Genomic DNA, 24,798 nt, shown 5'->3' on the forward strand with positions numbered 1-24,798 from the left:
TGGTTGCCTTGCCGGATTCGGCGCAGGATGAGAGCGGCAGGTGCCTGAATCAGAATAAAAACGAGCAATCGCGTGATGACCGACCGCCAACCGATCCCGAACATCAACATTGGTCAGGTGTATGACCAGCGCTACAGCGACGCCGAAGTGCATTACGACCGGCTCGCCAACCTGGCGGGTTTTTTCGGCCGCAACATGCCGGTGCACCGCCACGACCGGTTCTTCCAGGTGCACTACGTCAAGAGCGGCACCGTGCGCGTGTACCTCGATGATCAGCAGTACGTCGAATCCGGCCCGATGTTCTTCCTCACCCCGCCGACCATTCCCCATGCCTTCGTGACCGAAGCCGACAGTGACGGGCATGTGCTGACGGTGCGCCAGCAATTGGTGTGGCAGCTGATCGATGCCGACCCGAGCCTGGCGCCGGCCGGCGTGCAAATGCCGGCCGCCTGCGTGGCCTTGGCGCAATTGGGGCCTGGGCAGGCGGGGGAGGCGCGGCGGCTGGAATTCTTGTTCGAGGAATTGAGCGAGGAGGTGGCGGCGGGGCATCCGGGGCGCAGTGCGGCGCTGGATGGGTTGACGCGGTTGATCATGATCAGTCTGTTACGGCTGTGCTCCAACTCCCTGGAAGCCAGGCCTGCGCGGCATGAAGACCTGAAGATATTCCACCGCTTCAACGAGCTGATCGAGGCCCACTACCTGCAACATTGGCCGCTGTCGCGCTACGCCGAGGGCATCGGCGTGACCGAGGCGCGCCTCAACGATGTGTGCCGACGTATCGCAGACCTGCCGTCCAAGCGCCTGATCATGGAGCGGCTGATGCAGGAGGCCAAGCGACTGCTGTTGTTCACCGGCAGCTCGGCCAATGAAATCTGCTACCAGCTCGGCTTCAAGGACCCGGCGTATTTCAGCCGGTTTTTCCAGCGTTACGCCCAACTCACGCCGGGGGAGTATCGCCAGCGGCAATCGGGGCTGCGCTGAAACAACGCAGCCGTACCTTATGCAGAGGGCTCCCTCGCCACAGAAGCGGTGGCACCGTCATGCTTCTTGCAGCCGCCTGGCGACGACACTAAGCTGCCGACTCGCCTATTCATACAGTTCGAACATGGCCAACCCCAGACCTTCTTTGACCCTGACGCTGTTGCAAGCCCGCGAAGCCGCTATGGCTTTTTTCCGCCCGGCGCTGAACCAGCATGACCTCACGGAACAGCAGTGGCGAGTGATCCGCATCCTCCATCAGCAAGGTGAGTTGGAAAGCCACCAGCTCGCCCATCAGGCCTGCATTCTCAAGCCGAGCATGACCGGCGTGCTCAGTCGCCTGGAGCGTGACGGCTTGGTGCGCCGGCAGAAGTCCAGCCAGGACCAGCGGCGGGTCTTCGTGGGCCTGACCGAGCGCGGCCAGCAGTGTTTCGTGTCTATGAGCGAGGGCATGGAAGGCAACTACCGGCGGATCGAAGAACAGTTCGGCGAGGAAAAGATGCAGCAACTGCTCGCCTTGCTCAATGAGCTGAAGAACATCAAGCCTTGAAGCTTGAAGCTTGAAGCTTGAAGCTTGAAGCCTGAGCCCTGAGCCCTGAGCCCTGAGCTTTTGTGGCGAGGGAGCTTGCTCCCGCTGGGCTGCGCAGCAGCCCCCCTGAACCCTCCATGCGGTCGAGCGAGAGCAATCCCAGGCCAAAAAATCGCTTCAAACCGCGCTGCGTTCACGCAACTCCTGCAACCGATCGGCCCCGCCTTCGGCCACGCGATTCTCGATCAAGCGATCAGACCCGCCTTCAGCCAGTTGATGCGCAGCCTGGGCCGGGGCGTTTTTTGCCGAGGCAGCGTTCGCCAGGCCGACGCCGCCAACCAGTGTCAGGGCGATTGCCAAGGACGAGAGTTTCGAGAAGTTGAACATGGTGATTCTCCTTGCGTTTAGTTGAGTAGGCCGGGTGCTGCTATCCGGTGATCACAGTTAAACGCGCGGATGTATCGACGATGTGTGCCAGGAGGGGGCGAAATCCGGCATTTCGTATCAGTCCGCATTTTATATACAGACCGATACAAACTCAGTCAGCGCGGGCGGGCGGATAGCTTCAAGTGCCTGGTCAGGGCTGGGCGAGTGCTTGCTTCAGCTGGTCCACCAATGCCGGGGACATGTAGTGCGGCCCATCGAACAGGTAGAGCGGGTAGCCTGCATAGGCCGCCAGTTGTGGCTTGAGCTCGGCGACGGTGGCGGAGCGGAAACCACCGCCGTATTGGGGGCGGAAGGCTTCGACGATGATCCGCACGCGATCCTTGCCAAGCCGATCGCGCAGGGCATCGGCGTAGTTTCGGGCCACCGGGGCGGTGCGGGCGTAGACGCCGACGCCGTCCTGGAAAAACACCCCGATGTCGTTCGGCAGCCATTGCTTGAGCCAGTCTGCGGTGGCAGCGGGGCCGATGTTGGCGCCGTCGTAGACACTGATCCACAGCGGTCGCGGCAGCTTGGCGAGCAAGGCCGGCAACTCCGTGGCGCGAGACCAACTGGGGTCGACTTCAGCCGGAAAATACCAACCGGTGACATGCAATGGCGTCGGCAAACCGGCGACGCGCTCCGACAGCGCCGCCAGTTGCTCGATATTGTCCCGAGAGCGGTTTTCGCTGAAATAACCGGCCAGCCCGAGGATGACATCCTGGGCCCAGGGCGCCTTGGCGATGCGCGCCCAATCCGGCAGTACCGGTACGCTGGTCAGGCCGGTGCCGGGCACGAAAGCCTGGTCGTCCACCACCGTCCATTGCACCAACAGCTCGTGCACCCCCAGTTTTTCCCAATGGCCGCTGATGCCGACGGTCTGGTTGTCCGGCTGCCAGACGATGCCGACGATGTTCGGTGCAGCAGTGATCGTGCTCATGTAGTACGTCCCTGTACCTGCGCCGAGGAGCGCGGCCAGCAACAGCGCCGCGACGGTCTTGCGATGGACGAACGTTGTGAAGCTTTTCAAACAAGTTCCTTCTGGATGCAGTGTAGTCGCGGCTCGACAAGGCGAGTCGCTTTGTGCCGGCGGAGCGACTGCCACACCCACCGGCTCAATAGGAGTAGGTCAGGCGTGCGAACACGCCTTTGGCGCGATCCTCGCCGAATACCCTGGCTCGATATTGCAGGGAAAAATCCACATAGGAGCGTGGCGCGTTGTAGGCGTCTTCCCGGAACCAATAACGTACGTTGTTTCCTATCCCGATACCCCCGGCGTCGCCGGAAGAAAAGTCGCCACCGGCTTCGCTCTTCATCTTGGAATCGTAGTCGATCGCCGCGACGACATGGGGGAAGGTCACCCAGCGCGAGCCGGTCCCGCCGATGGCGTAGCTGCGGCCCACTTGCCACTCGCTGTTGAAGTAATTGCGCGAGGCGTTGAGGTAATGACCGACCTCGGCATACAGCTGCGAGGTCCACCAGCTCGGCACATCGACCCGCAGGTCGGTACCGATGCTCGAACCGTAGCCCAGCCGCACCAGCCAGTCGCCGTCGGCATTGGAAGAACCGAGCGGGAAGGTCCGTTCAAAGGCGGCCATGATGTTGACCGAACTGAAGGGCTTGACCCGCACCCCGAGCGCGCCTTGCAAGGCATCGGCGCCGGTGTCCGAATCGCTGTTCTTGCTCCACAGGGTGTCGGTGATGCGCCCGTAGAGTTCGACGAAGCGCCCATTGCGATAGCCCAGCGGACGCCACGACAGCTCGGTGCTGTTTTGCAGCAGGTCATTGCTTTCGCTGCCGCTGCTGCTGGCGCCCGGGGCGGCGCTCAGGCCACTGGAACTGCTGCCACGATAGCTGGTGGTGCTGGTCAGGCCGAGTCTGCGCGATACATCGCCCACGGTGCGACGGGTATCGAACAGCTGTTGCGCGGACAGGGGCGACTCAGCGGTTTTTTGCCCATCGATGACACGCTTGAAGTACGCCACGGCTTCGTCGTCTTCATGGACTCGCATGGCGTTGTAGGCGGCGTCCTGGGCGGGTGCCGGTGCCAGTGGAGCGGTGGCGTCCGCCTTGCGGAACGCGGCATGGGCGGCTTCGTCGTCGCCGGCCCGAATCCGATTGTAAGCAAGCTGCAGATCACTCACCTGCGCCTGCTCGCCGGTGTTACCCGGCGAGATGGCGCAGGTCAGACCGTAGGTGCTTTCCTGACACAGCAGCACAGGTGGTGAGGATTGGGCCTGGGCGGAGCGGATGTCACGGGCTTCCCTCGCCGACAGGCCCGCAAGGCTCTGGGCCTGGTTCAGATCGTCCTGGGCCGCCTGCGACTGGCCCTGGCGGTTACGGGCATAGCTGCGCAAGACCCAAGGGGCGGTTTGACGGTCGTCCACCGCCAGTGCGGCAGACGCGGCCTGTTCGGCTGCGGGGTAATCCTTCGCCGCGAGCAGGGCACTGATGAGCAGTTGCTGGTTGGCGACAATCTCTGGAGCCCAGGCCACGGCTTTGCGCGCCTGGTCCACGGCTCGGGTTGTGTTGCCTTGCTCCAGGGCGCGATAGCCCTGGGTCGCAAGCGGTACGGCCAGTTGGCGGCGAATGGCTTTGCGGCGCAGCAACAACGTGTTGTCGTTGGCAAAGACGCCAAGGGCCTCGGTGGTGGCCCGGTCGGCGTCTTCCAGGTGTTGTTGGCGTTGCAGCGAATCGATCAGCAACAGGCGATATTCGCGGCGCCGGGGTGCCTGGCTGATGGCTTTGCGAGCCGATTGCTCGGCCAGGCCGAATTGTTCGCGGTCATAGGCCTTGAACCCCTGGGACGCCGCGACGAAACCCGGTGCAGCTGGCGCCGCGCGCGAAGATGCAGCGGTCCGAGGTTGGTCGCGCAGCTTTTTGTCCCGTTCGGCCAATTCAATCAACGTGTTCAGGCGCGTCACATCGGCACGCAGGCGCAGGGCCTCGCGTGCCTTGGCGATGGCCAGGTCGTAGTCCTTGCGCTCGTAGGCGCTGTAGGCTTCGTTGGCGGCGGTATAGGCCGGGCCGGTCAGTGGCAGTGGCAACGTTTCGGCGGGTGCAAGCACCGGGATCAAGCTCAGCCCCGTGGCCAAGAGCGTCAAGAAGGGGCGGTTCATGCCGGAAGCTCCATTGGGTAAAGGCTGTGCTGGCGTGCCACCACTTGTTCGATAGTCGCCCGGGGCAGCACGCCGCTGTCCACCAGGTAATCGCCGATCCGGCCGTGGTGCTGCGGCCGATATTGCAACATGGCACGGCTGAACTGATCACGGTCGAGCAGGCCCATTTCGATCAGCAAGTCACCCAGCAGCGGGGCGCTGGCATTCGGTACGGCGTGGCCGTTGCGTTCGGGCAACTGGCGCAACAGTGCGAGAATTTCACTTTCCCTGGCGATCAGTTGCACCGGTTCGCTGCCCAATTCGGCGCTGACCTGTTGCAAGCCTTCGTCGGAAAGCGGGTTGGCGACGGCGATCTGCTCCCGGCCTTCGCCATTGGGCCCTAGGGGAATGGTCCGCCAGCGCAACGCAAACTCGCTGGTCAGTGACGAGGTCGAGGCCGCGGTTTTTTCGGCCACGTCGAAGACCCGGGGCAGGTCATTCTGGAACGCGATGGCTTCGGCCAGGGTTTCATCGTCCAGCCAGCCGTTATTCAGCAAAATCCGTCCTAGCGGTACATTGCGCGACTGTTGTTCATCCAGGGCGCTTTGCAGGTGGGTGTCGGTAATAGCCTGCCAGGACAACAGCACGCTGCCCAAGCGGCGCGGCGCAATGGCGACCAGGTCGGTGGAAGGGAAGTCATGCATGGTCTTGTCCCAGACCAGCTTGCGGTTCATCACCTTGCCCACCAGGAACATGCGCCAGGCCCGGGCGGCGGCCATGAAGTTGACGAAGTTGCCCACCAACATGCGTGGGATCGACAGCAAGCCGTGCTGCCAGCCGTACAACACCGTGGTGAAGTAGTAGCGGTGCAGGATTCGCCAGGCCAGGGCAACGCCGTTGGCCAGCAACAGGTATTTGATCACGCTGCTGGTTTCAAAAGGCGTTGGGAAACTGACGTCCCACAAACCGCTGTTGCGCAGGATGATCAGGCCCAGCAGTTGCACCAGGATTGCGTAGGCAATGATGCTGATGAACGCTGTCACTACCCCCTTGCGGTCGCGAAACAGCAGGTATCGGTTGGCCAGCGAACCATTCCAGCCCATCTGCTCCCAGCCTTGCAAACCAATGCCCAGGGTCCAGCGGGCCTTTTGCCGGAAAGCGGTGCGGAACGTGTCCGGGAAAAATTCGCGCACGCACAGCGGCATCGTCAGGGTCGATTCGTAGGGTTTGCGGAACCAGGATTTGCGCAGCACCCGGAACTGCACCGGGAAACGCACGAAGATCGCATTCATGCCCACCTTGGCCAAGCGCGCGCCGACGTCGTAGTCCTCGGTGAGGCTGTCGGTGTTGAACGGTTGGTTTTCGGTTTCACCGGCCAGCACTCGCAGGGCGCGATGGGAAAAACAGGTGCCGACGCCGGCGGAGGGCACGGTGTCGGTCATGCTTTCCCGCACCACCAGGTCCTTGCCGTGCCATTCGGCGAACTCGTCCATGTAGACGCCCGCCACCCATTCGTACCAGTTGCGTTCCAGCGAGACCACTGGCAACTGGATCATGTCCTTGCGCGGCAACAGATAATTGAACAAACGTAATTCAAGCGGATGCAGCACGTCCTCGCTGTCGTGCAGGACGACGCCGGCGAAGGTCATGCCATGGGTTTTCTCATGGAGGAAAATCGCCTGGATCACCCAGTTCAAGCAGTCGGCCTTGCAGGTCGGCCCGGCATGGGGCACTTCCACGCGGTGCAGTTGTTTGTAACGCCGGCGCATCCGCTCGACTTCGTCGATGGTGCGCTGGTCGTTGATGTACGTACCAACGAAGACCACGTAGTTCTGGTAGTCGAGTGTCGACACCATGTTCTCGATCATCGGTGCGATGACGTCGTATTCCAGCCAGGCCGGGACCATGATCGCCAGGGACTGTTCGTCCCGGGCCAACAATTGCTCGACGGTCAGCGGCCGGTAGCGGCGGTCCACGGTGAACTTGCGGTACAGGCGACGAGACCAGTACCACAGGTCAATGATCAGATCGTCCAGGCTGGAGATCAGGATCAGTACCGCGACCACGATGGTCGCGGCCTCCAGGTAGTTGTAGTAATGGGCCAGCCAATAGGGCCAATAAAGCGACGTCATCGAAGGGTACCGTTACTGGCGATTGCGACGGGCGCTACGGCCTGCCAGCAACAAGAGGAGGAACAGGATAATGGCGCCTGGAATCAGCCAGAGCAGCGACGGTTTGCGCCAGGCGTCCAGCCCCTTGGGTTCTTCGCGACCGATCAACAGGCTACCGCTTGGGTCCTGGGTGTCGAAGACCGCAACGGTGCCGTTGTCGCCGAGAATCGCCACGTCGCCACGGGTCAGCACGATCGGCGTGGCCAGGCTCGGCGGCTGGTTGCCCAGGGCCCGGTAGACCAGGCCATGCTGGCCCGCGGTCTGCACCACTTGCAGCGAGGCCAATTGGTTGAGGGGGTGTACGTCCAGCAGCACTTGGTCCTTGTGGTTGATGCGCAGGCGACCCTGCTCGTCGACCTGGACCGATTCCTGGCTGTCCTTGAGCGGCAACTCGAAGGCCAGGAAGGCTTTGTCCGGGCTGACGACGGCTTTAGGATCAGCGCTCACCTTGAGCTGCGCTCGCAGCGGCGATACACCGCTGGCATCGGCCACCGCAATGACCCGCGCCAGGCTGCTGGCCGGTTGGTCGAGGTAGGCCTGGGGCACCAGGATCTGGGTGTCGGCGGCGAAGCGTGCGGCCAGGCCGGAGAAATCGTCGTCCAGCGAGGTTTTTTCCACGACGATATGGCTGGTCGGCAGGACCGACACCGGGAAGGCTTGCGGCGTTTCCAGGCAGCGGTCGCTGACCGGCTGGCGCTGGAACGAGACGCGCAAGACGTTTTTCGAACCCAGGGCGTAGCGAGGGATATGGGCCTGGATGCGCTGCGACTCACCGTTGGTGGTCAGTTGCTGTGCACCGATCAGGAAATCATTGAAAAACAGCGAGGCCACCGGTGCTGTCGCGGAGGCCCCCGGGGCGGTGGAGACGTCCACCACGGCCGTGACGGGCAGGCGACCGTCGTAAGCGACACTGCCCAGGGGGAACGAAGTGCTCCAGTCGAAGCGCGAGGCCACGTCGAAATGGCCGGGAGCGCCGCCCAGTCGCGACAGGGCCACGCGGCCGTCCTCGCTCAACGGCGTTTGCGCTTCGCTCACGGTCAATTGGCGACTTCGCGCCAGTTTGCTCCAGGCCGTACCAAGCAGCGACAAGGCTTTGCCGGTGGATTCTGGGGCGATCATCAGCACCGGGCGAGTGCCCAGCAGGGCCAGGCGTACGTTGTCGGTGCCAGCACCCGCCAGTGCGGCATTGACGTGCTGTTCGCGCCAGAGGGTCAGTGCGCTGGCGGCCGTCGCGTCGAGGCCCTGGACCTGGCTTTGCAGGGCGTCCAGGGATTGGTTGATGGCCTTGAGCAACTCCGGGTCGTTGATCGCTAGGTCAGCCTGGACGTTCGGGGTCTGGCCCAACACCAGCAGTGCGCCGATTTCGGCCGGGTTGGCCAAGGTGTGCGGGCCTATGCCGTTGAGGCTGGCGAAGGCCGGAATGCTCAAGAGCTCGGCAGGGATGCGCAGGCTGCCCAGGTCCACGCTGTCTTGCACGGCGGGGAAGGGCAGGATGCGACTGTGTTTGCCGATGCGCTCCAGTGCCACGCCCAGGCGCCAGGCCGAATCGTAGCTGACGGCGGACAACGAACCCGGTGCGACGAGGATGCCGGGCTCGCCGGGCAGGGCGGCCCAGGCCGCACCGACGTCGCGCAACTGGCTGGCGTCGTAGCTGTAGTTCAGGCGCGTTTCAGGTTGGATGCGCAGCACATTACCAATGACCCGATCGTCTTCGCACAGTGGCCTCGACACTATCGAGGACCAGGCAATGCCCAGGCGCACCAGGCCGTTGTTACGTGCGGCCTTGTCGACGCCGAGCGTCGCGCTGGCATCGCCTTGGGCCTCGCTGAGCCCTTCGGCACGCACCGGGTAGCCGTCGAGGGACAGCAGCAGGGTGTTGCGGCCGCCTTCGCCATTGAGGTAGCTGGCATCCAGTTGCAGCGTCGCGTCTTCGAGGGTAACGCCGGCGGGGACCGGCAGGTAAAGCTCGCGGCGGGCGTCGCTGGCGCTCAAGAGGATCGGCGCCGTGATGCCCAGGTCGCTCAAGCGGACCTCACGTGTCTGGCGGGTATCAGCGTTGAGTCGATGAATAGCCTGGGTCAGCGGGCTGTCCGCGGCCAGGGCAAAGGTCGGCATGAGCGCGAGCAGGCTCAAGCCACAGGCAAGGGCGCTGAGCGCACCCGTAGGGATGGCAACGGAAGGCTTCATTCAGGCAAGTCTCGATCTGATAAGGGGAATAGCAGTTGTTCAGTTGAAATCGGCGAGCAGCTCGCGTGGCTCGGACAGCGACCGATAGACGGGCTGCCGTTGTGCAGGCAGCGGGGCCACGACGAAGTCGTCGACCGGGCGGCCCATCAAGGTATCGACGATGCGTTGGCTGGCCTTGCCGTCGCCATAAGGATTGGCCGCTTGTGAGGCGCGGCGCCATGACGCGTCATCGTCGAACAGCGCATCCACGCCGGCGATGATCGATGCCGGCGAGGTGCCGACCAGGCGCACCGTGCCCGCCGCCACTGCTTCCGGGCGTTCGGTGACGTCGCGCATCACCAGCACCGGTTTGCCCAGGGACGGCGCTTCTTCCTGCACGCCACCGGAGTCGGTGAGGATGACATGGGCGTGTTGCATCAGGCGCACGAACGTCAGGTAGTCCAGCGGCTTGATCAAATGCACATTGAGCAACTCGCCCAGTTGTTCGGTCACCGGGCCCAGTACGTTGGGATTGAGGTGCACCGGATAGACGATCTGGATATCCGGGCGCTGGGCCAGGTGGCGCAGGGCCTTGCAGATGTCCAGGAAGCCCTCGCCGAAGTTTTCCCGGCGGTGGCCGGTCACCAGCAGCAGTTTGCGTCCGGTCTGTAGGAACGGGAATTGTTGGTCCAGTTCGCTACGCAACCGGGCATCGTCGTTGATGCGCCGGGCCGTCAGTTGCAGCGCGTCGATCACGGTATTGCCGGTCACCAGGCAACGGCCTTGCAGGCGTTCACCCAGCAAGTTATCGCGGGACTGTCCGGTGGGGGCGAATAGCAGATCGGCGCCGAGGTCGATGCACCGTCGGTTCATTTCTTCCGGCCAAGGGCTGTAGATGTCTCCGGTGCGCAGGCCGGCTTCCACGTGGCCGACGGGGATACGTCGATGGAAGGCGGCCATCGAAGCCACCATGGCCGAAGTGGTGTCGCCGTGAACCAGCACCCGATCCGGCCGGGTCTGTTCCAGCACCGGGTCGATGGCCGCATACAACGCGGCGGTCAGGGAGTTGAGTGTCTGGTGCGGGGTCATCACGTCGAGGGTGAAATCGGCCTTGAGGTCGAACAGGTCCAGTACCTGCTTGAGCATGCTCTGATGCTGGCCGGTGACGCAGATCAGCGACTCGATGCCCGGTTCGGCGGCGAGGGCCTTGACCAAGGGCGCCATCTTGATGGCTTCCGGACGGGTACCGAAGATCGAGAGGATCCTGATGCGTGGATGATGAGTTGCGATGACGCCCTTCCTCGCGCAGTTTGCTGCGCCGCACAACAGCCCGCCCGGACGCGATGGGGGCGTTCGAGCAAACAAGCGATTTAAGTTAAGTTAGCCCGGTGTCAGACAGCGGCTTGACGTGCACAGGAAGTGACGTAGTGGCATCTTGAAGTTCGGGGCGGAGAATTAATAGCACCAAAGATCGTGAGCGCAAAGGTTTATATGAATAAGTTGATTAATAATTTTTTAGAGGAGTTTTAGTGGTGGGGCGAAGGGGAGCCTTCGAAGATCTTTTAACTTCAATTAGTAGTTGATATTAAAGGTCTTTTTTGTCTTTTTGTGCCTGCTTAATACTCGATCTACACTAAAGAGCGGGGTGCCGTGATTTTTTTGGCGCCTTATTTTACGCTGGTCCAAGATAAGGCGTGCCATTGGAATGGCGCCTGTAAATCGTCGTAATAGCGGCTTTAAGAATTAATGAATTGAGCGCGAACTTTGTTCTTTGTAGAAAGTTCAATTTATTTTGAGTTTTTATATTAAATAACGTGGATCCATTGCAATTGCAAAATCCCACTAGGCACCGTCGTTACTTGCAATAAGGAAGTTACGTCGATTCGATTGCTCCTAAGCCAGGTACCCGTTAGTCGTCGAAGCATCCCGACCGATAATCGCACGCTTTGTGTGGTGCGCCTGCTTGGGTTATTGACCAAACTAACCGGGTGGTACATTTTAGCGGCATCTGTCTTGCCCACCGTGGCAAAGACCATAATAAAAATAGAGGAAACCCCATGCCCATCCGAGCGCCCTACGCTTTCTCCTTGATCCATCCTTCTAACGCATTTTCCAGCCTTCCAGGTTCGATCCGATAGCGGCCCAGTGCTGTTGTGGTCTTTATCGCGCCATTGGGATGTGGGCGCTCGACAAGCCTCGGAGGTCTTCAAAATGACAAAAGTCGTGGATCTGTATTTCAAGCTGCTCAAGCTGCTGATTGTGTTGTGCATGGTTGCGATGATCGTGCTGGTGTTCGGCAATGTGGTGCTGCGCTATGCCTTCAACTCGGGCATCAGTGTGTCGGAGGAGCTGTCGCGCTGGTTCTTCGTCTGGATGATTTTTCTCGGCGCCCTGGTGGCGCTCAAGGACCGTGCCCACCTGGGCATGGACAGCCTGGTCAAGCGCTTGCCACCGGCAGGCAAGCGCATCTGCCTGGTCATTGGCCATCTGCTGATGCTGTACATCTGCTGGCTGATCTTCAGTGGCAGTTGGCAACAGGCGGCGATCAACCTGAATGTAGTCGCCCCGGCGTCAGGGTTGTCCATGGCGCTGTTCTATGGAGCCGGCCTGGTGTTCGGCGCCAGTGCCGCACCGATCCTGCTCTACGAGCTCTACCTGGCGCTGTTCGGCAAGCTGGGGGATGACGAGCTGGTGATGGTCAAGGATAGCGACGCCGAGGTGATCACACATAACGCCACCAAGAGTACCCACCCATGACACTGGTTATTTTCCTCGGGTCCTTGATGGGCAGCATGGCGTTGGGCATGCCCATCGCGTTTGCCTTGCTGGTTGTCAGCGTGGCGTTGATGGTTTACCTGGATCTGTTCGATGCGCAAATCATTGCCCAGAACCTGCTCAACGGCGCGGACAGTTTTCCGCTGATGGCGGTACCGTTCTTCATGTTGGCCGGCGAAATCATGAACGTCGGTGGCCTGTCCAAACGCATCGTCAACATTGCCATGGCGCTGGTAGGGCACAAGCGCGGTGGCCTCGGTTACGTGGCCATCATTGCTTCCTGCCTGTTGGCGTCGCTGTCTGGTTCGGCCGTGGCCGACGCGGCGGCCCTGGCGGCGTTGCTGGTGCCGATGATGGTGTTGGCCGGGCATAACCGCGGGCGCTCGGCCGGCCTGATCGCCGCCGGCAGCATCATCGCGCCGGTCATTCCGCCGAGCATTGGCTTCATCGTTTTTGGCGTGGCATCCGGGGTATCGATTTCCAAGCTGTTCCTGGCCGGTATCGTGCCGGGGCTGATGCTTGGGGCTTCACTGGCCGTGGCCTGGTGGTACATCTCTCGCAGCGAGAACGTCGAGACACCGCCCAAGCGTTCCCGTGCCGAAGTGCTGCGCACGTTGCTCGACGGCAGTTGGGCCATGGGCCTGCCCTTGATCATCATCCTGGGCCTCAAATTCGGCATCTTCACACCCACGGAAGCAGCGGTGGTCGCGGCGGTTTATTCGCTGTTCGTGTCCCTGGTGATCTACCGCGAAATGAAAGTCAGCCAGTTGTACGAAGTGATCCTGTCTTCGGCCAAGACCACCTCGGTGGTGATGCTGCTGGTGGCGGCGGCCATGGTTTCATCGTGGCTGGTGACCATTGCCGACCTGCCGGGCCAACTGGCGGAGCTGCTGGCGCCGTTCATGGACAACCAGACCTTTCTGCTGCTGGTAATGATGGTGTTGATCATCCTGGTGGGCACGGTGATGGACATGACTCCGACCATCCTCATCCTCACCCCGGTGCTGATGCCAGCCGTCATCCAGGCGGGGATCGATCCGGTGTACTTCGGCGTGCTGTTCCTGATCAACACGGCCATCGGCCTGATCACGCCGCCGGTGGGCACTGTGCTCAATGTGGTTTGCGGGGTGGCCAAGCTGGATTTCGAGGAGATCGTGCGTGGGGTGTGGCCGTTCATGCTTGCGCAGTTTGTCGTGTTGTTCCTGTTGGTCCTGTTCCCGCAGTTGGTCCTGGGGCCATTGAAATTTTTTACCGGATAACACCGGTGCTGTTAGCTCGACCTTAAAAACAATAACGATCGGAGAGTGACATGGGAAAACTGATGAAAACCCTGCTGGCCGGGGCGTGCGCGACGGGCTTGCTGTTAACCGGCGCGGCCAGCCACGCGGACGAGATCCGCGAACGAACCTTGCGATTCGCCTTCCAGAACGTCAAGGAACACCCCCAGGGCCAGGGCGCGCAGAAGTTCGCCGACCTGCTCAGCGAAAAGAGCGGCGGCAAGATCAAGGTCCGCCTGTTCCCAGGTGGTACGTTGGGCGGTGATGTGCAAACGGTGTCGGCGTTGCAGGGCGGCACACTGGACATCACGGTGCTCAACTCCGGCATCCTGGCCGCCCAGGCACCAGATTACGCCATGCTCGATTTTCCGTTCCTGTTCAATAATGTCGAGGAGGCCCATGCGGTCATCGATGGGCCGGTCGGGCAGAAACTGGCGGCGCAACTGGACAGCAAAGGGCTGGTCGGACTGGGTTATTGGGACCTGGGTTTTCGCAACCTGACCAACAGCAAGCACCCGGTGACCAAGCTTGAAGACATGCAGGGCCTGAAGATTCGCGTCATCCAGTCGCCGATCTACCTGGAGACCTTCTCCGCACTGGGCGCCAACCCCGTGCCGATGGCGTTCCCGGAGGTCTACACGGGCCTGGAGCAACACACCATCGACGGCCAGGAAAACCCTTTCACGGTGATCGAGGGCAACAAGTTCTACGAGGTGCAGAAGTATCTTTCCGTCACGGGGCATATCTTCAACCCGCAGTCGTTGATCATCAGCCAGAAAACCTGGAACCGCCTCAACGACGATGAAAAGGCGATGATTCGCGCGGCCGCGGCCGAGGCGCAAACCTTTCAGCGTGAAGTCACGGCGGCGAGCATGGACAAGGCCAAGGCCACGTTGGCCGCTGCGATGACCGTCAATGAAATCAGCCCAGCCGAGAAAGATCGCCTGCGTGAGCGGGTGAAACCGGTGGTCGACAAGTTCGCCAAATCCCTGGATGGCGACCTGGTGAAGACGATGTACGAGGAAATCGCCAAGGTGCGGGCGGCGCAGTGAGGTGAGTGGGCCTGTCCGGAACAGACCCTGACCTGTGGGAGCGAGCTTGCTCGCGATAGCGGTGTGTCAGCCAACATCAATGCTGCTGACCTGACGCCATCGCGAGCGAGCTCGCTCCCACAGGGTTTTGTGATTTTCTTGCGAACGGTTATTGGGCGGCTGGAACGGCCAGCCATTGCCCAATCACCTTCTGGTAGCTGCCATTGGCCTTGCTCAGGTGCAGCCATTGATCGACGTACATCTTCCAGGTGTTGTCATCCCGTGGCAGCAGGTAGGCCTTCTCGCCATATTGCAGGTAGCGGGTCGGGTTGACGGCGCACAGGCCGGGTTTGAGCTTTTGCTGGTAGAGCGCTTCCGACGCGTCGGTAATCATCACGTCGGCTTTTTTGTCCAGCAGTTGCTGGAAGATGGTCACGTTGTCGTGGAAGCTGAGCTGGCCGTTGGGCAGGAACGCGCGGACGAAGGCTTCGTTGGTGCCGCCCGCCGGCTCGACAAGGCGTACCGAAGGCTGGTTCATCTGCTCGAGAGTCTGGTAACGCTCCTTGTCTTCGCAACGCACCAGCGGGATCTTGCCATCCACGTCCAGGGTGGTACTGAAATAGGCTTTCTTCTGGCGCTCCAGCGTCACCGAAATCCCACCCATGCCAATGTCGCATTTGCCTGCAACCATATCCGGCATCAGGGTTTTCCAAGTGGTCTGCACCCATTGCACCTTGACGCCCAGGCTGGCGGCCAGGGAGCGCGCCATGTCGATATCGATGCCTTCGTATTCGCCTGCTTCGGTTTTAAAGGTGTAGGGCTTGTAGTCGCCGGTGGTGCACACCTTCAGTTCGCCGCGTTGCAGGACCTGGTCCAGCAGCGAGGGGGCCGGCTCGGCCAGGGCGCTGCAGGAGAGCGCCAACAGGCCACAGAACGTCATCGAGCTTGTTATGGTTTTCATAGGGATTGGACGTCTCGTAGCGGAGGGAAACAAGATCGGGGAGTGTAGTAAAAGTGTCGGCAGGCTGTCACTGGCACATTGCTGACGAACCGTCAGCAGAGAGCGGTCTCGAAGGGGCGTCGATGCAAGCTTTCCAAGTAGGCGCAGAACATATCGGCCATGGCGTCGCTATAGGTGGCAACGTCCACGGGCGAGCGGGGCGCCGATGAAAAGCGCTTGCCCACGGCACTGAGCGCAGGATGACCAGAGAAGTGGTCCAGGTCTGTTCGCTGATCTTGAGCAGCCTGGCTATGACACAAGGGCCTAGTGGGAAATGATCCCGTGGTCGATCGCGTATTTCACCAGGGCCGCGGGTTTGTCGATGTTCAGCTTGCGGCGGATGCTCAGGCGATGGGTTTCGACGGTGCGTACGCTGATGTCCAGTTCACGGGCCATTTCCTTGTTGTTCAGGCCCTGGACCATTTTCGCCAGCACTTGGCTCTCCCGTGGCGTCAGCTCGTTGTCGGTATGCGGGTCGGTGGCGAGCCGCTGGGCGATCTCGGCACTGTAGAAGGTGCCGCCGCTGATGATCGCTTCGATGGCCGCGATGATTTCCCGCGATGGCGCGTTCTTGAGCACGTAGCCGCTGGCGCCGGAGCGCACGGATTCGCTGACGTACTCATAATTGTCGTACATGCTGAGGATCAGGATCTTGAGGCTGGGGTATTGTTTGCCCAGCAGCCGGGTCAACTCGAGCCCGTTCTTGTCCTTGAGGCCGATGTCCATCAGCAGCAGGTCCGGTTGGCAGCGACCGACCATTTCGATCGCCTGCGCGCCGTTCTCGGCTTCGCCCACTACGTCCAGTTGCGGCATTACCGAGAGCAGGGCCCTGATGCCGTCGCGGACCAGGGAGTGGTCATCGACCAGTGCGACGCGAATCACGGGGGGCAGGTTCATCGACGAGTGCTCCTGTTGGCGTGGGCGTGCATCAGCTTTCCGTGATCGAGAGGTTCATGGGCAGCAGGATGTCCAGTTCGCTGCGGCCCGGCGCCGACGTCACTTCCAGGTGTCCGCCGAAATGCTCGACCCGCTCGCGGATGTTACGCAGGCCGATGCCGGCATGACCGCGTTCCACTTGCGGGACGTTGAACCCCATCCCGTCGTCGACCACCGTCAGGCGCAAGGACTGGCTGGAGCCGAACAGGGTGATGCCGACACTTTTCGCCCCGGCATGGCGCTCGATATTGGTCAGGGCTTCCTGGGCAATGCGAAACAGCGAGACAGGGGCGCCATTTTCCAGGCGGCAATCGAATTCGTTGCTTCGGTAGGACACTTCCAGCCCGCTGCGCTGTTGGAATTCGGTGGCGAGCTGGCCGATGGCGGCGGGCAGGCCCAAGGTGTCGAGCAGGGACGAGCGCAAGTCGTGGGAGATATTGCGGATCTCGCCGATGGCTTCGCCCAACCGGTCGGTGGCGTTCTTCAGGATGCCCAGTCCGTTTTCCTGGCCATTCTCCAGCACGTGGCTGGCCAGTTCGAACTGGAATTTTATCGACACCAGCAGTTGGCTGATGCCGTCATGCAGCTCGCGCGAAACCCGCGAGCGTTCTTCTTCCTGCAAACTGACGATGCGCTGATTCAAGCGCTGCAGTTTTTTGTCGGCCAGTCGATGTTCGCTGACATTGAGGGTCATGCCGCCGGCAAACACCAGCAGGACCGCCACCAACGCGATCGCGGCGATGGCTTGCATGGTGGTGTGGATGCCATGGGCGACTTCATCACGGGCCTGCTGGGTGGCGCGTTCGACATCCTCCAGGTAGATCCCGGTGCCAAGCGTCCAGCCCCATTTGTCGAGCCTCACGACATAGGCCAGCTTGTCGGTCACCTGGCCGGAGGAGGGCTTGTTCCAGGCGTAGCGCTGGAAACCATCGCCTGACTCGGCGCTTCTGATCAGCGCCTGGATGACCGGCAGGCCGTGGGGGTCCTTCATGTCCCAGAGGTACTGCCCCACCAGTTCCGACTGACGGGCATGCATGAGGCTGCGGCCCTGGTGGTCGTACACGAAGAAGTAGCCGTTGATGCCGAAGCTGAGCTTGCGCAGTTCTTCCAGGACCTGCTGTTGCGCCCGCGCGTCTCCCTGGCCGTTGTCATACAGCGGGGCGATCAGGCTCTGCGCCATCTCGACATAGTTCTTCAACTCGGCGCGCTTGCTCGCCAGGATGCTGTCTTCGATCAGTTGCGCCTGTTGATCGCCCAACTGGCGGTTGAGCGAGATCACCAGGGCGCAGATGACCGCGATGGCCAGGACCAGCGGCAAGATCCCGAGGGCGACGATTTTGTGTTTGAGCAGCATCTGTACTCCTGTCCGGGCTCGGCGGGGAGGCGAATGGCGGCATCATATGCCAAACCCATGGACGAGGCATAAAACCTGTGGCGCAAGACATGTGGGAGCAAAGCTTGCTCGCGATGCAGGCGCCGCCTTGTATGAAAGACCGTATTGACTCTATCGCGGGCAAGCCTTGCTCCCACAGGGGGAATTGGGGTTCTACGTAGTACTACGGATTTATTTATTGACCACTTGCAGGGATATTGGGCCGGCTCCGAATAGCCGGGGCACACTATAAAAACAATCGCCGCAATCCACTGGATATCGGCAGGAGACACGCAATGACAACCCGTCTGGTTAAACACCTCGCCTGGTTTGCCGTGGCTGTTCTGGGAGCTTGTGCGTTGAGTGTCGTGGCCTTGCGCCGCGGCGAACCCATCAACGCCCTCTGGATCGTCGTCGCCGCCGTGGCCATCTACCTGGTCGCCTACCGCTACTACAGCCTCTTCATCGCCAACAACGTGATGCAACTCGATGCGCGCCGGGCCACCCCCGCCGTGCTCAACAACGATGGCCTGGACTACGTCCCGACCAACAAACACATTCTCTTCGGCCACCACTTCGCGGCCATTGCCGGCGCGGGGCCGCTGGTCGGACCGGTGCTGGCGGCGCAGATGGGCTATTTGCCCGGCACGCTCTGGCTGATCGCCGGCGTGGTGCTGGCCGGTGCGGTGCAGGACTTCATGGTCCTGTTCCTCTCCACTCGTCGCAACGGTCGCTCCCTGGGCGACATGGTGCGCGAGGAAATGGGCCGCATCCCCGGTACCATCGCGCTGTTCGGCTGCTTCCTGATCATGATCATCATCCTCGCGGTGCTGGCGCTGATCGTGGTCAAGGCCCTGGCCGAGAGCCCGTGGGGCATCTTCACGGTGATGGCGACCATCCCGATCGCGATGTTCATGGGCATCTACATGCGCTACATCCGCCCGGGCCGCATCGGTGAAATCTCGATCATCGGCGTGCTGTTGCTGCTGGGCTCGATCTGGCTGGGCGGGCAAATCGCCGCCGACCCGGTCTGGGCCAAGGCTTTCACCTTCACCGGGATCCAGATCACCTGGATGCTGATCGGCTACGGTTTCGTCGCGGCGGTACTGCCGGTGTGGCTGATCCTGGCGCCTCGGGACTACCTGTCCACATTCCTCAAGATCGGCACCATCGTCGCCCTGGCGATCGGCATCCTGGTGACCATGCCCGAGCTGAAAATGCCGGCACTGACCCAGTTCACCGACGGCACCGGGCCGGTGTGGAAGGGCGGGCTGTTCCCGTTCCTGTTCATCACCATCGCCTGCGGCGCGGTCTCGGGTTTCCATGCGCTGATTTCCTCGGGCACCACGCCCAAGCTGCTGGATAACGAAACCAACGCTCGCTACATCGGTTATGGCGGCATGCTGATGGAGTCCTTCGTGGCGATCATGGCCATGGTGGCTGCTTCGGTGATCGAGCCGGGCGTGTACTTCGCCATGAACAGCCCGGCGGCGATCGTCGGGACTGACGTGGTGGCCGTGGCCCAGACCGTCAGCAGCTGGGGTTTTGCAATCACCCCCGACGCGCTGCAAGCGGTGGCCAAGGACATCGGCGAGACCACCATCCTGGCCCGTGCCGGCGGTGCGCCGACCCTGGCGGTCGGTATCGCGCAGATCCTGCACTCGGTGCTGCCGGGTGAGAACACCATGGCGTTCTGGTACCACTTCGCGATCCTGTTTGAAGCGCTGTTCATCCTCACGGCTGTGGACGCCGGCACCCGCGCCGGGCGGTTCATGCTCCAGGATCTGCTCGGCTCGTTCGTGCCAGCCCTCAAGCGCACCGAATCCTGGACCGCCAACCTGATCGCCACCGCCGGCTGCGTGGCGCTGTGGGGTTACCTGCTGTACCAGGGCGTGATCGATCCGCTGGGCGGCATCAACACCTTGTGGCCGCTGTTCGGCATCTCCAACCAGATGCTGGCCGGTATCGCCCTGATGCTCGCCACCGTGGTGCTGATCAAGATGAAGCGCCAGCGCTACGTCTGGGTCACGCTGCTGCCGGCGAGCTGGCTACTGATCTGCACCACCACGGCGGGCCTGATCAAGCTGTTCGACGCCAACCCGGCGATCGGCTTCTTGGCCCTGGCGCGCAAATACAACGATGCCCTGGCCGCCGGCCAGATCCTGGCCCCGGCCAAGAGCATCGAGCAGATGCAGCACGTGGTGTTCAACGCCTACACCAACGCGACGCTGACGGTGTTGTTCCTGTTCGTGGTCTTCAGCATCCTGTTCTACGCGCTCAAGGTCGGCATCGCCGCCTGGGGCACGAAAGAACGCACGGACAAAGAAGCGCCATTCCAGGCCCTGCCGGACGCTTGATAGAGGATTGCAACGATGTTCAATGACTTGAGTCGCCTGGGTAAATACCTCGGTCAGGCCGCCCGCCTGATGGTCGGCATGCCCGACTACGACAACTACGTCGAGCACATGCAAACCCAGCACCCGGACAAACCGATGATGGACTACGAGGCGTTCTTTCGCGAACGCCAGGAGGCCCGTTACGGTGGCAAGGGTGGGCCCAAGTGCTGTTGAGTTGAGTTAAACCCAACCCCATGTGGGAGCGGGCTTGCTCGCGAAGGCGTCGTGTCAGTTAACAGATAATGTGGCTGACACACCGCTTTCGCGAGCAAGCCCGCTCCCACAGTTGTTTTGGGTTGGTTTCAGCATTTGCATACGCCACAAATTCTTTGTGGCGAGGGAGCTTGCTCCCGCTGGCGTGCGAAGCAGGCCCCGGGGTTCTTCAGGCCGACCGCATCAGCCGGCTTTGCGACTGCTGCGCAGCCGAGCGGGAGCAAGCTCCCTCGCCACAGGGTAGTTGTCTGGCTTGATTCCGGTGTTGATCACTCCGCCAACAACACCGCCGCATCGAAGCCCACCCGTAAGTTGCCCCAGTGGCGGCCGCCGAAGAAGAACGGTACGTCGATCTCGGTCATGATTTCCCCGGTATCGCGCAGGTAGGTCTGCAGCAGGAAACGCTGGACGTTGCCCGCCGCGCGCAGGCCGATCGGGTCGTTGAAGATTCGCTTGTTGCGGCACACCGGCAGATCCACCGCCCGGTCGCCGGTTGGCGGCTTGGAGACCCAGCTGTTGTTCACCGGGCAGTAACCTTTGCTGTCGACAATGAACGAAACCTTGCCACCCGGCGTGCTGCGGGTGAGTTTGTCGCATTCTTCCTGGCAGACCTGGGCAAAGCGTTCGGTATAGCTGGCCATGTATTGCTGGGGATCGGTGCCGGGAATCAGTTGGTAATTCTGATCGAACAGGTTCAGGCCTTCGCGTTGCAGCGCCTCCAGGCGGACCTGGAGCGTGTCGCGGCACTCGCTGGCGCGGGTGATGGCGGCATCCAGCTTGCCGTGGCCGAGCACGAAACGACCGAGCAGCGCCTGGACCTTTTCGGCCACGCCGGACAGGTCGCGGGTGGCCGTTGCCGAATGCTGCATGCGCTGGTCGATCAACTGGCTGTCGGCATGGATCTGGGTGACCCGGTCGTTGATCCCGGTGTTGCTGTCGGCGAACTCTTGGATATGGGTCGCGATGTCCGCCAGCTTGCCGTTGGTGGATTCGAAATCGCCGATCATGCTTTCGAAATGGCCGGAGGCGCGTTCCACCACTTTCTGGGTTTCCCGGGCGCTGTGGCTGATCTGCGTAGTCTGCTCGTGGGTGGAGCTGACTTCCTCGAGCATGGCGTCGATGTTGCGCGAGATATCGTCGGTGGCCCGGCTGACGTTCTGGGCCAAGGTGCGCACTTCATCGGCCACCACCGCGAAGCCGCGGCCGCTTTCGCCGGCCCGGGCGGCTTCGATGGCGGCATTGAGGGCCAGCAGGTTGGTCTGGGCAGAGATCTGCTGGATCAACCCGACAATCGACTTGATGCTTGAGGACCGCTGGTTCAAGGCGCTCACCAGGGTGGCGAATTCACCGAGGCTGTTGGAGATTTCACTGATGTTGCCGGTCACTTCCAGCAGCTCGGCGTAGGAGTCGCGGGCCATGCTCAGGTTCTGGGCGGTGGTGCTGGAGATGCCCTGGGTTTGGCGCGAGACTTCTTCGATGCGGCCCACGGCGGTGTTGCTCTGGTCCATCACTTCCTTGGCGAATCGGGCCTGGTGGGTGGCGCTGTCGCTGGAGTCGCTGATGTTCTTCAGCGAGCGTGCCGACTCGACGGCGATGTGTACGGTCAGCGCCTGGACGTTGCTGATGATTTCCCGCTGCTTGGCCAGGAAACGGTTGCAAGTGCCGGCCAGCACACGGATCTCGTCGTGGGTCACCAGCGGCAGGTCCTTGGACAGGTCGCCTTCGCCGTTGGCGATCTCTTCCAGGGCCTTGGTCATGGCGGTGACCGGGCGCACGATGAGGTGGCGGAAATACCAGACCATGAAGCTGATCATGCCCAGCGTCAGCACCGCGCCGAAGAGCAGGGCATGGGTCAGGCTATCGAGCCGGTCTTCAATCTGCCCCAACAAGGCGCCGTCCAGTTGCGCGTTGCGCAATAGCAGCAGGATCTCGGCGCGGGCGCTGAGGGCAACCCAATAGAGCAAGCCACTGACCAGCACCAACAGGAAAAGGCTCGAGAGCTTTTTGGTGAGAGTATCGAAAAACTGCATTTCGATAGACTCGTACAAGGCCTTTAACGTCTGCATGCCGCTGCTCCTGGGCAAAAAAATCTCTTAATGGAATACATTCGACCGCGAGCGCCAAAGCTTTAGGGCGGGAGGGCGATTTGATATCACTCCGGCATTTAGATGCTGTTTAACGCTCCCGATGGTGATTAGGCAGGGATGTCAATACTTACTGGCGCGAATTAGACGAAAGTCGTACTAGCGTCATGCCCAGTGACTGCTACGGTTTGAAGTGCAAAACAATAAAAACAAACGGGAGGGCACCTCCATGTCCACTGAAAAGCAACAGGCTGCGCGCGCCTACTGGAAGGAAAACCTACGCTGGATGGTGATATTGCTGGCCATCTGGTTTCTGGTGTCCTTCGGCTTCGGTATTTTGCTGGCTGATGCACTCAACACCGTCAGTTTCTTCGGTACACCCTTGGGGTTCTGGTTTGCCCAGCAGGGTTCCATCTACGTCTTTGTGCTCGAGATCTTCTTCTATGTCTGGAAGATGAATCAGCTCGATCGCAAATATGACGTCCACGAAGACTGAGGGCGGCGCACATGGACACAAAAACCCTGATCTATCTGATCGTAGGCGCCTCCTTCGCCTTGTACATCGCGATTGCAATCTGGACGCGTGCCGGTTCCACCAGCGAATACTACGTCGCCAGCAAGGGCGTGCATCCGGTACTCAACGGCATGGCCACCGGCGCGGACTGGATGTCAGCGGCGTCGTTCATCTCCATGGCCGGGATCATTGCCTTCGCCGGTTACGACGGTTCGGTCTACCTGATGGGCTGGACCGGTGGCTACGTGCTGTTGGCAATGTGCCTGGCGCCGTACCTGCGAAAATTCGGCAAGTTCACCGTACCCGAGTTCGTCGGGGCACGTTATTACTCGCAGACGGCGCGGGTGGTGGCGGTGATCTGCGTGATCTTCATCTCCTTTACCTATGTGGCAGGGCAGATGCGCGGCGTTGGGATCGTCTTTTCCCGTTACCTGGAAGTGGATATCAACGTCGGTGTCATGATCGGCATGGCCATCGTGTTCTTTTATTCGGTATTGGGCGGCATGAAGGGCATCACCTACACCCAAGTGGCGCAGTATTGCGTGATGATCTTTGCCTACATGGTGCCGGCGATTTTCATCTCGATCATGATCACCGGCAACCCGATACCGCAGTTGGGCTTTATCAGCGAGGCCGCCGGCTCGGGGCAGAGCGTGATCGAGCGGCTCAACGGTTTGGGCGCTGAATTGGGCTTCACCGCCTATACCAACGGCACCAAGTCGACCATGGACGTGTTTTTCATCACCATGGCGCTGATGGTCGGCACCGCGGGCCTGCCCCACGTGATCGTGCGGTTCTTTACCACCCCCACCGTTCGGGATGCACGCAAGTCGGCAGGCTACGCATTGCTGTTCATCGCCATCCTTTACACCACCGCGCCGGCCGTGGCGGCATTCGCGCGGACCAATCTGCTGACCTCCATCCCTAATGTCAGTTATGCCACCGCGCCGGCCTGGTTCAAGGCCTGGGAAAACTCCGGGCTGATTGCGTGGGCGGACAAGAACAACGACGGCATCATCCAATACAGCCCGGGTGCGGCCCTGGTCGGAGCGCCGAGTTTTACCGGTGAGCGTGGGGCGCATGAGCAACGATTGCTCACGAACCAGCTCTCGCCGGTGCCCAATGAACTCTATGTCGACAACGACATCATGGTGCTGGCCAACCCCGAGATCGCCGGCCTGCCGGGGTGGGTGATCGCGTTGATCGCGGCGGGTGGCCTGGCGGCGGCGCTTTCGACGGCAGCGGGGCTGTTGCTGGTGATCTCCACCTCGATTTCCCATGACCTGCTCAAAAGCAACATCATGCCCAGGATCAACGAAAAGCAGGAGTTGCTCGCGGCACGTATTGCCGCCGGTGCGGCGGTGCTGATCGCCGGATTGTTCGGCATCTATCCTCCCGCATTCGTCGCCCAGGTGGTTGCGTTCGCCTTCGGCTTGGCGGCGTCTTCGTTCTTCCCGGTGATTGTCATGGGGATCTTCTCCAAGCGCATGAACCGCGAAGGTGCGATCGCGGGGATGATCGTCGGGCTGACCTTCACGTTCACTTACATCGTCTACTTCAAGTTCATCAACCCGACGATGAACACGGCTGAACATTGGTGGCTGGGGGTTTCCCCTGAAGGCATCGGCACGTTGGGCATGCTCTTCAACTTCTTGGCCGCTGTGGTGGTGTCACGTTTTACCGCGCCGCCACCGGAGCACATCCAGCACTTGGTCGAAGACATCCGCGTACCAAGAGGAGCCGGGGCCGCCATCGATCATTGACCGTAGCCCGCCCGAGACTGGGGAGGGAAGCATCAAGGCGCCGGACTCATCATCCGGCGTCCTTTTTTTGGG

Annotated in this window: 19 protein-coding genes and 1 pseudogene; 9 read left to right on the plus strand and 11 right to left on the minus strand. The window is 61.3% G+C overall.

Annotated elements, in window-relative coordinates; genetic code table 11:
• The first annotated feature begins 75 nt into the window (after nt 1-75).
• Nucleotides 76-981, plus strand: coding sequence for a 4-hydroxyphenylacetate catabolism regulatory protein HpaA (hpaA, locus tag AC515T_RS13585; protein WP_496532904.1), 906 nt, complete (start codon nt 76-78; stop codon nt 979-981).
• Between the two features lie 124 nt (nt 982-1,105).
• Nucleotides 1,106-1,528 carry a homoprotocatechuate degradation operon regulator HpaR gene (hpaR, locus tag AC515T_RS13590; protein WP_060742174.1) on the plus strand — a complete coding sequence of 141 codons (423 nt, stop codon included), beginning with the start codon at nt 1,106-1,108 and terminating at the stop codon, nt 1,526-1,528.
• 156 nt (nt 1,529-1,684) lie between these two features.
• Here hpaR and AC515T_RS13595 read toward each other — a convergent pair whose 3' ends face one another.
• The 6 genes from AC515T_RS13595 to wecB all read right to left on the minus strand — a co-directional run bounded on the left by AC515T_RS13595 (nt 1,685) and on the right by wecB (nt 10,655).
• On the minus strand, nt 1,685-1,894 hold the full coding sequence (locus tag AC515T_RS13595) for a phage infection protein (protein WP_496532905.1): 210 nt from the start codon (nt 1,892-1,894) through the stop codon (nt 1,685-1,687).
• Nucleotides 1,895-2,084: 190 nt separating this feature from the next.
• Nucleotides 2,085-2,870, minus strand: a complete 786-nt coding sequence (locus tag AC515T_RS13600; protein ID WP_496533134.1) for an alpha-amylase family protein — start codon at nt 2,868-2,870, stop codon at nt 2,085-2,087.
• 175 nt (nt 2,871-3,045) lie between these two features.
• Nucleotides 3,046-5,049 carry a bacteriophage N4 adsorption protein A gene (locus AC515T_RS13605; protein WP_496532906.1) on the minus strand — a complete coding sequence of 668 codons (2,004 nt, stop codon included), beginning with the start codon at nt 5,047-5,049 and terminating at the stop codon, nt 3,046-3,048.
• Nucleotides 5,046-7,160, minus strand: coding sequence for a glycosyl transferase family protein (locus tag AC515T_RS13610; RefSeq protein ID WP_496532907.1), 2,115 nt, complete (start codon nt 7,158-7,160; stop codon nt 5,046-5,048). Before AC515T_RS13610 ends, AC515T_RS13605 begins: the two co-directional genes overlap by 4 nt.
• Nucleotides 7,161-7,172: 12 nt before the next feature.
• Complete coding sequence (locus tag AC515T_RS13615; protein ID WP_496532908.1) at nt 7,173-9,386, minus strand: hypothetical protein; 2,214 nt, start codon at nt 9,384-9,386, stop codon at nt 7,173-7,175.
• Between the two features lie 39 nt (nt 9,387-9,425).
• The gene (gene wecB, locus AC515T_RS13620; protein WP_496533135.1) at nt 9,426-10,655 is read right to left on the minus strand and encodes a non-hydrolyzing UDP-N-acetylglucosamine 2-epimerase; all 1,230 of its coding nucleotides are present in this window, start codon (nt 10,653-10,655) and stop codon (nt 9,426-9,428) included.
• A 921-nt stretch (nt 10,656-11,576) separates the two neighbouring features.
• On the opposite strand from wecB, the gene AC515T_RS13625 reads away from it, so the two are divergent.
• The 3 genes from AC515T_RS13625 to AC515T_RS13635 are packed head-to-tail and all read left to right on the plus strand — an operon-like array spanning nt 11,577 to nt 14,469.
• Complete coding sequence (locus AC515T_RS13625; protein WP_496532909.1) at nt 11,577-12,122, plus strand: TRAP transporter small permease; 546 nt, start codon at nt 11,577-11,579, stop codon at nt 12,120-12,122.
• Nucleotides 12,119-13,399, plus strand: a complete 1,281-nt coding sequence (locus AC515T_RS13630; RefSeq protein WP_496532910.1) for a TRAP transporter large permease subunit — start codon at nt 12,119-12,121, stop codon at nt 13,397-13,399. Before AC515T_RS13625 ends, AC515T_RS13630 begins: the two co-directional genes overlap by 4 nt.
• 50 nt (nt 13,400-13,449) lie before the next feature.
• Complete coding sequence (locus tag AC515T_RS13635; protein WP_496532911.1) at nt 13,450-14,469, plus strand: TRAP transporter substrate-binding protein; 1,020 nt, start codon at nt 13,450-13,452, stop codon at nt 14,467-14,469.
• A 148-nt stretch (nt 14,470-14,617) separates the two neighbouring features.
• Here AC515T_RS13635 and AC515T_RS13640 read toward each other — a convergent pair whose 3' ends face one another.
• From AC515T_RS13640 to AC515T_RS13655, 4 genes and pseudogenes are all read right to left on the minus strand, one after another.
• Nucleotides 14,618-15,409 (minus strand): transporter substrate-binding domain-containing protein, encoded by a 792-nt coding sequence (locus AC515T_RS13640; protein ID WP_496532912.1) that lies wholly within the window; start codon nt 15,407-15,409, stop codon nt 14,618-14,620.
• 92 nt (nt 15,410-15,501) lie between these two features.
• Nucleotides 15,502-15,642 (minus strand): annotated as a pseudogene (locus AC515T_RS13645) (TetR/AcrR family transcriptional regulator); the annotation flags it as partial.
• Between the two features lie 70 nt (nt 15,643-15,712).
• On the minus strand, nt 15,713-16,345 hold the full coding sequence (locus AC515T_RS13650) for a response regulator (RefSeq protein ID WP_496532913.1): 633 nt from the start codon (nt 16,343-16,345) through the stop codon (nt 15,713-15,715).
• Between the two features lie 31 nt (nt 16,346-16,376).
• The gene (locus tag AC515T_RS13655; RefSeq protein WP_496532914.1) at nt 16,377-17,738 is read right to left on the minus strand and encodes a cache domain-containing protein; all 1,362 of its coding nucleotides are present in this window, start codon (nt 17,736-17,738) and stop codon (nt 16,377-16,379) included.
• Nucleotides 17,739-18,052: 314 nt separating this feature from the next.
• Here AC515T_RS13655 and AC515T_RS13660 point away from each other — a divergent pair, with 314 nt between their 5' ends.
• Both AC515T_RS13660 and AC515T_RS13665 read left to right on the plus strand, forming a co-directional pair.
• On the plus strand, nt 18,053-20,113 hold the full coding sequence (locus AC515T_RS13660) for a carbon starvation CstA family protein (RefSeq protein ID WP_045156376.1): 2,061 nt from the start codon (nt 18,053-18,055) through the stop codon (nt 20,111-20,113).
• 15 nt (nt 20,114-20,128) lie between these two features.
• Nucleotides 20,129-20,326 carry a YbdD/YjiX family protein gene (locus AC515T_RS13665; protein WP_053187442.1) on the plus strand — a complete coding sequence of 66 codons (198 nt, stop codon included), beginning with the start codon at nt 20,129-20,131 and terminating at the stop codon, nt 20,324-20,326.
• A 308-nt stretch (nt 20,327-20,634) separates the two neighbouring features.
• On the opposite strand, the gene AC515T_RS13670 is transcribed toward AC515T_RS13665, so the two are convergent.
• Nucleotides 20,635-22,431, minus strand: coding sequence for a methyl-accepting chemotaxis protein (locus AC515T_RS13670; RefSeq protein ID WP_496532915.1), 1,797 nt, complete (start codon nt 22,429-22,431; stop codon nt 20,635-20,637).
• Nucleotides 22,432-22,678: 247 nt separating this feature from the next.
• Here AC515T_RS13670 and AC515T_RS13675 point away from each other — a divergent pair, with 247 nt between their 5' ends.
• Both AC515T_RS13675 and AC515T_RS13680 read left to right on the plus strand, forming a co-directional pair.
• Nucleotides 22,679-22,945, plus strand: a complete 267-nt coding sequence (locus tag AC515T_RS13675; protein ID WP_496532916.1) for a DUF4212 domain-containing protein — start codon at nt 22,679-22,681, stop codon at nt 22,943-22,945.
• Nucleotides 22,946-22,956: 11 nt separating this feature from the next.
• On the plus strand, nt 22,957-24,726 hold the full coding sequence (locus tag AC515T_RS13680) for a sodium:solute symporter family protein (RefSeq protein ID WP_496532917.1): 1,770 nt from the start codon (nt 22,957-22,959) through the stop codon (nt 24,724-24,726).
• Nucleotides 24,727-24,798: the final 72 nt, after the last annotated feature.

The organism is Pseudomonas sp. FSO-7 (genome assembly GCF_059579345.1).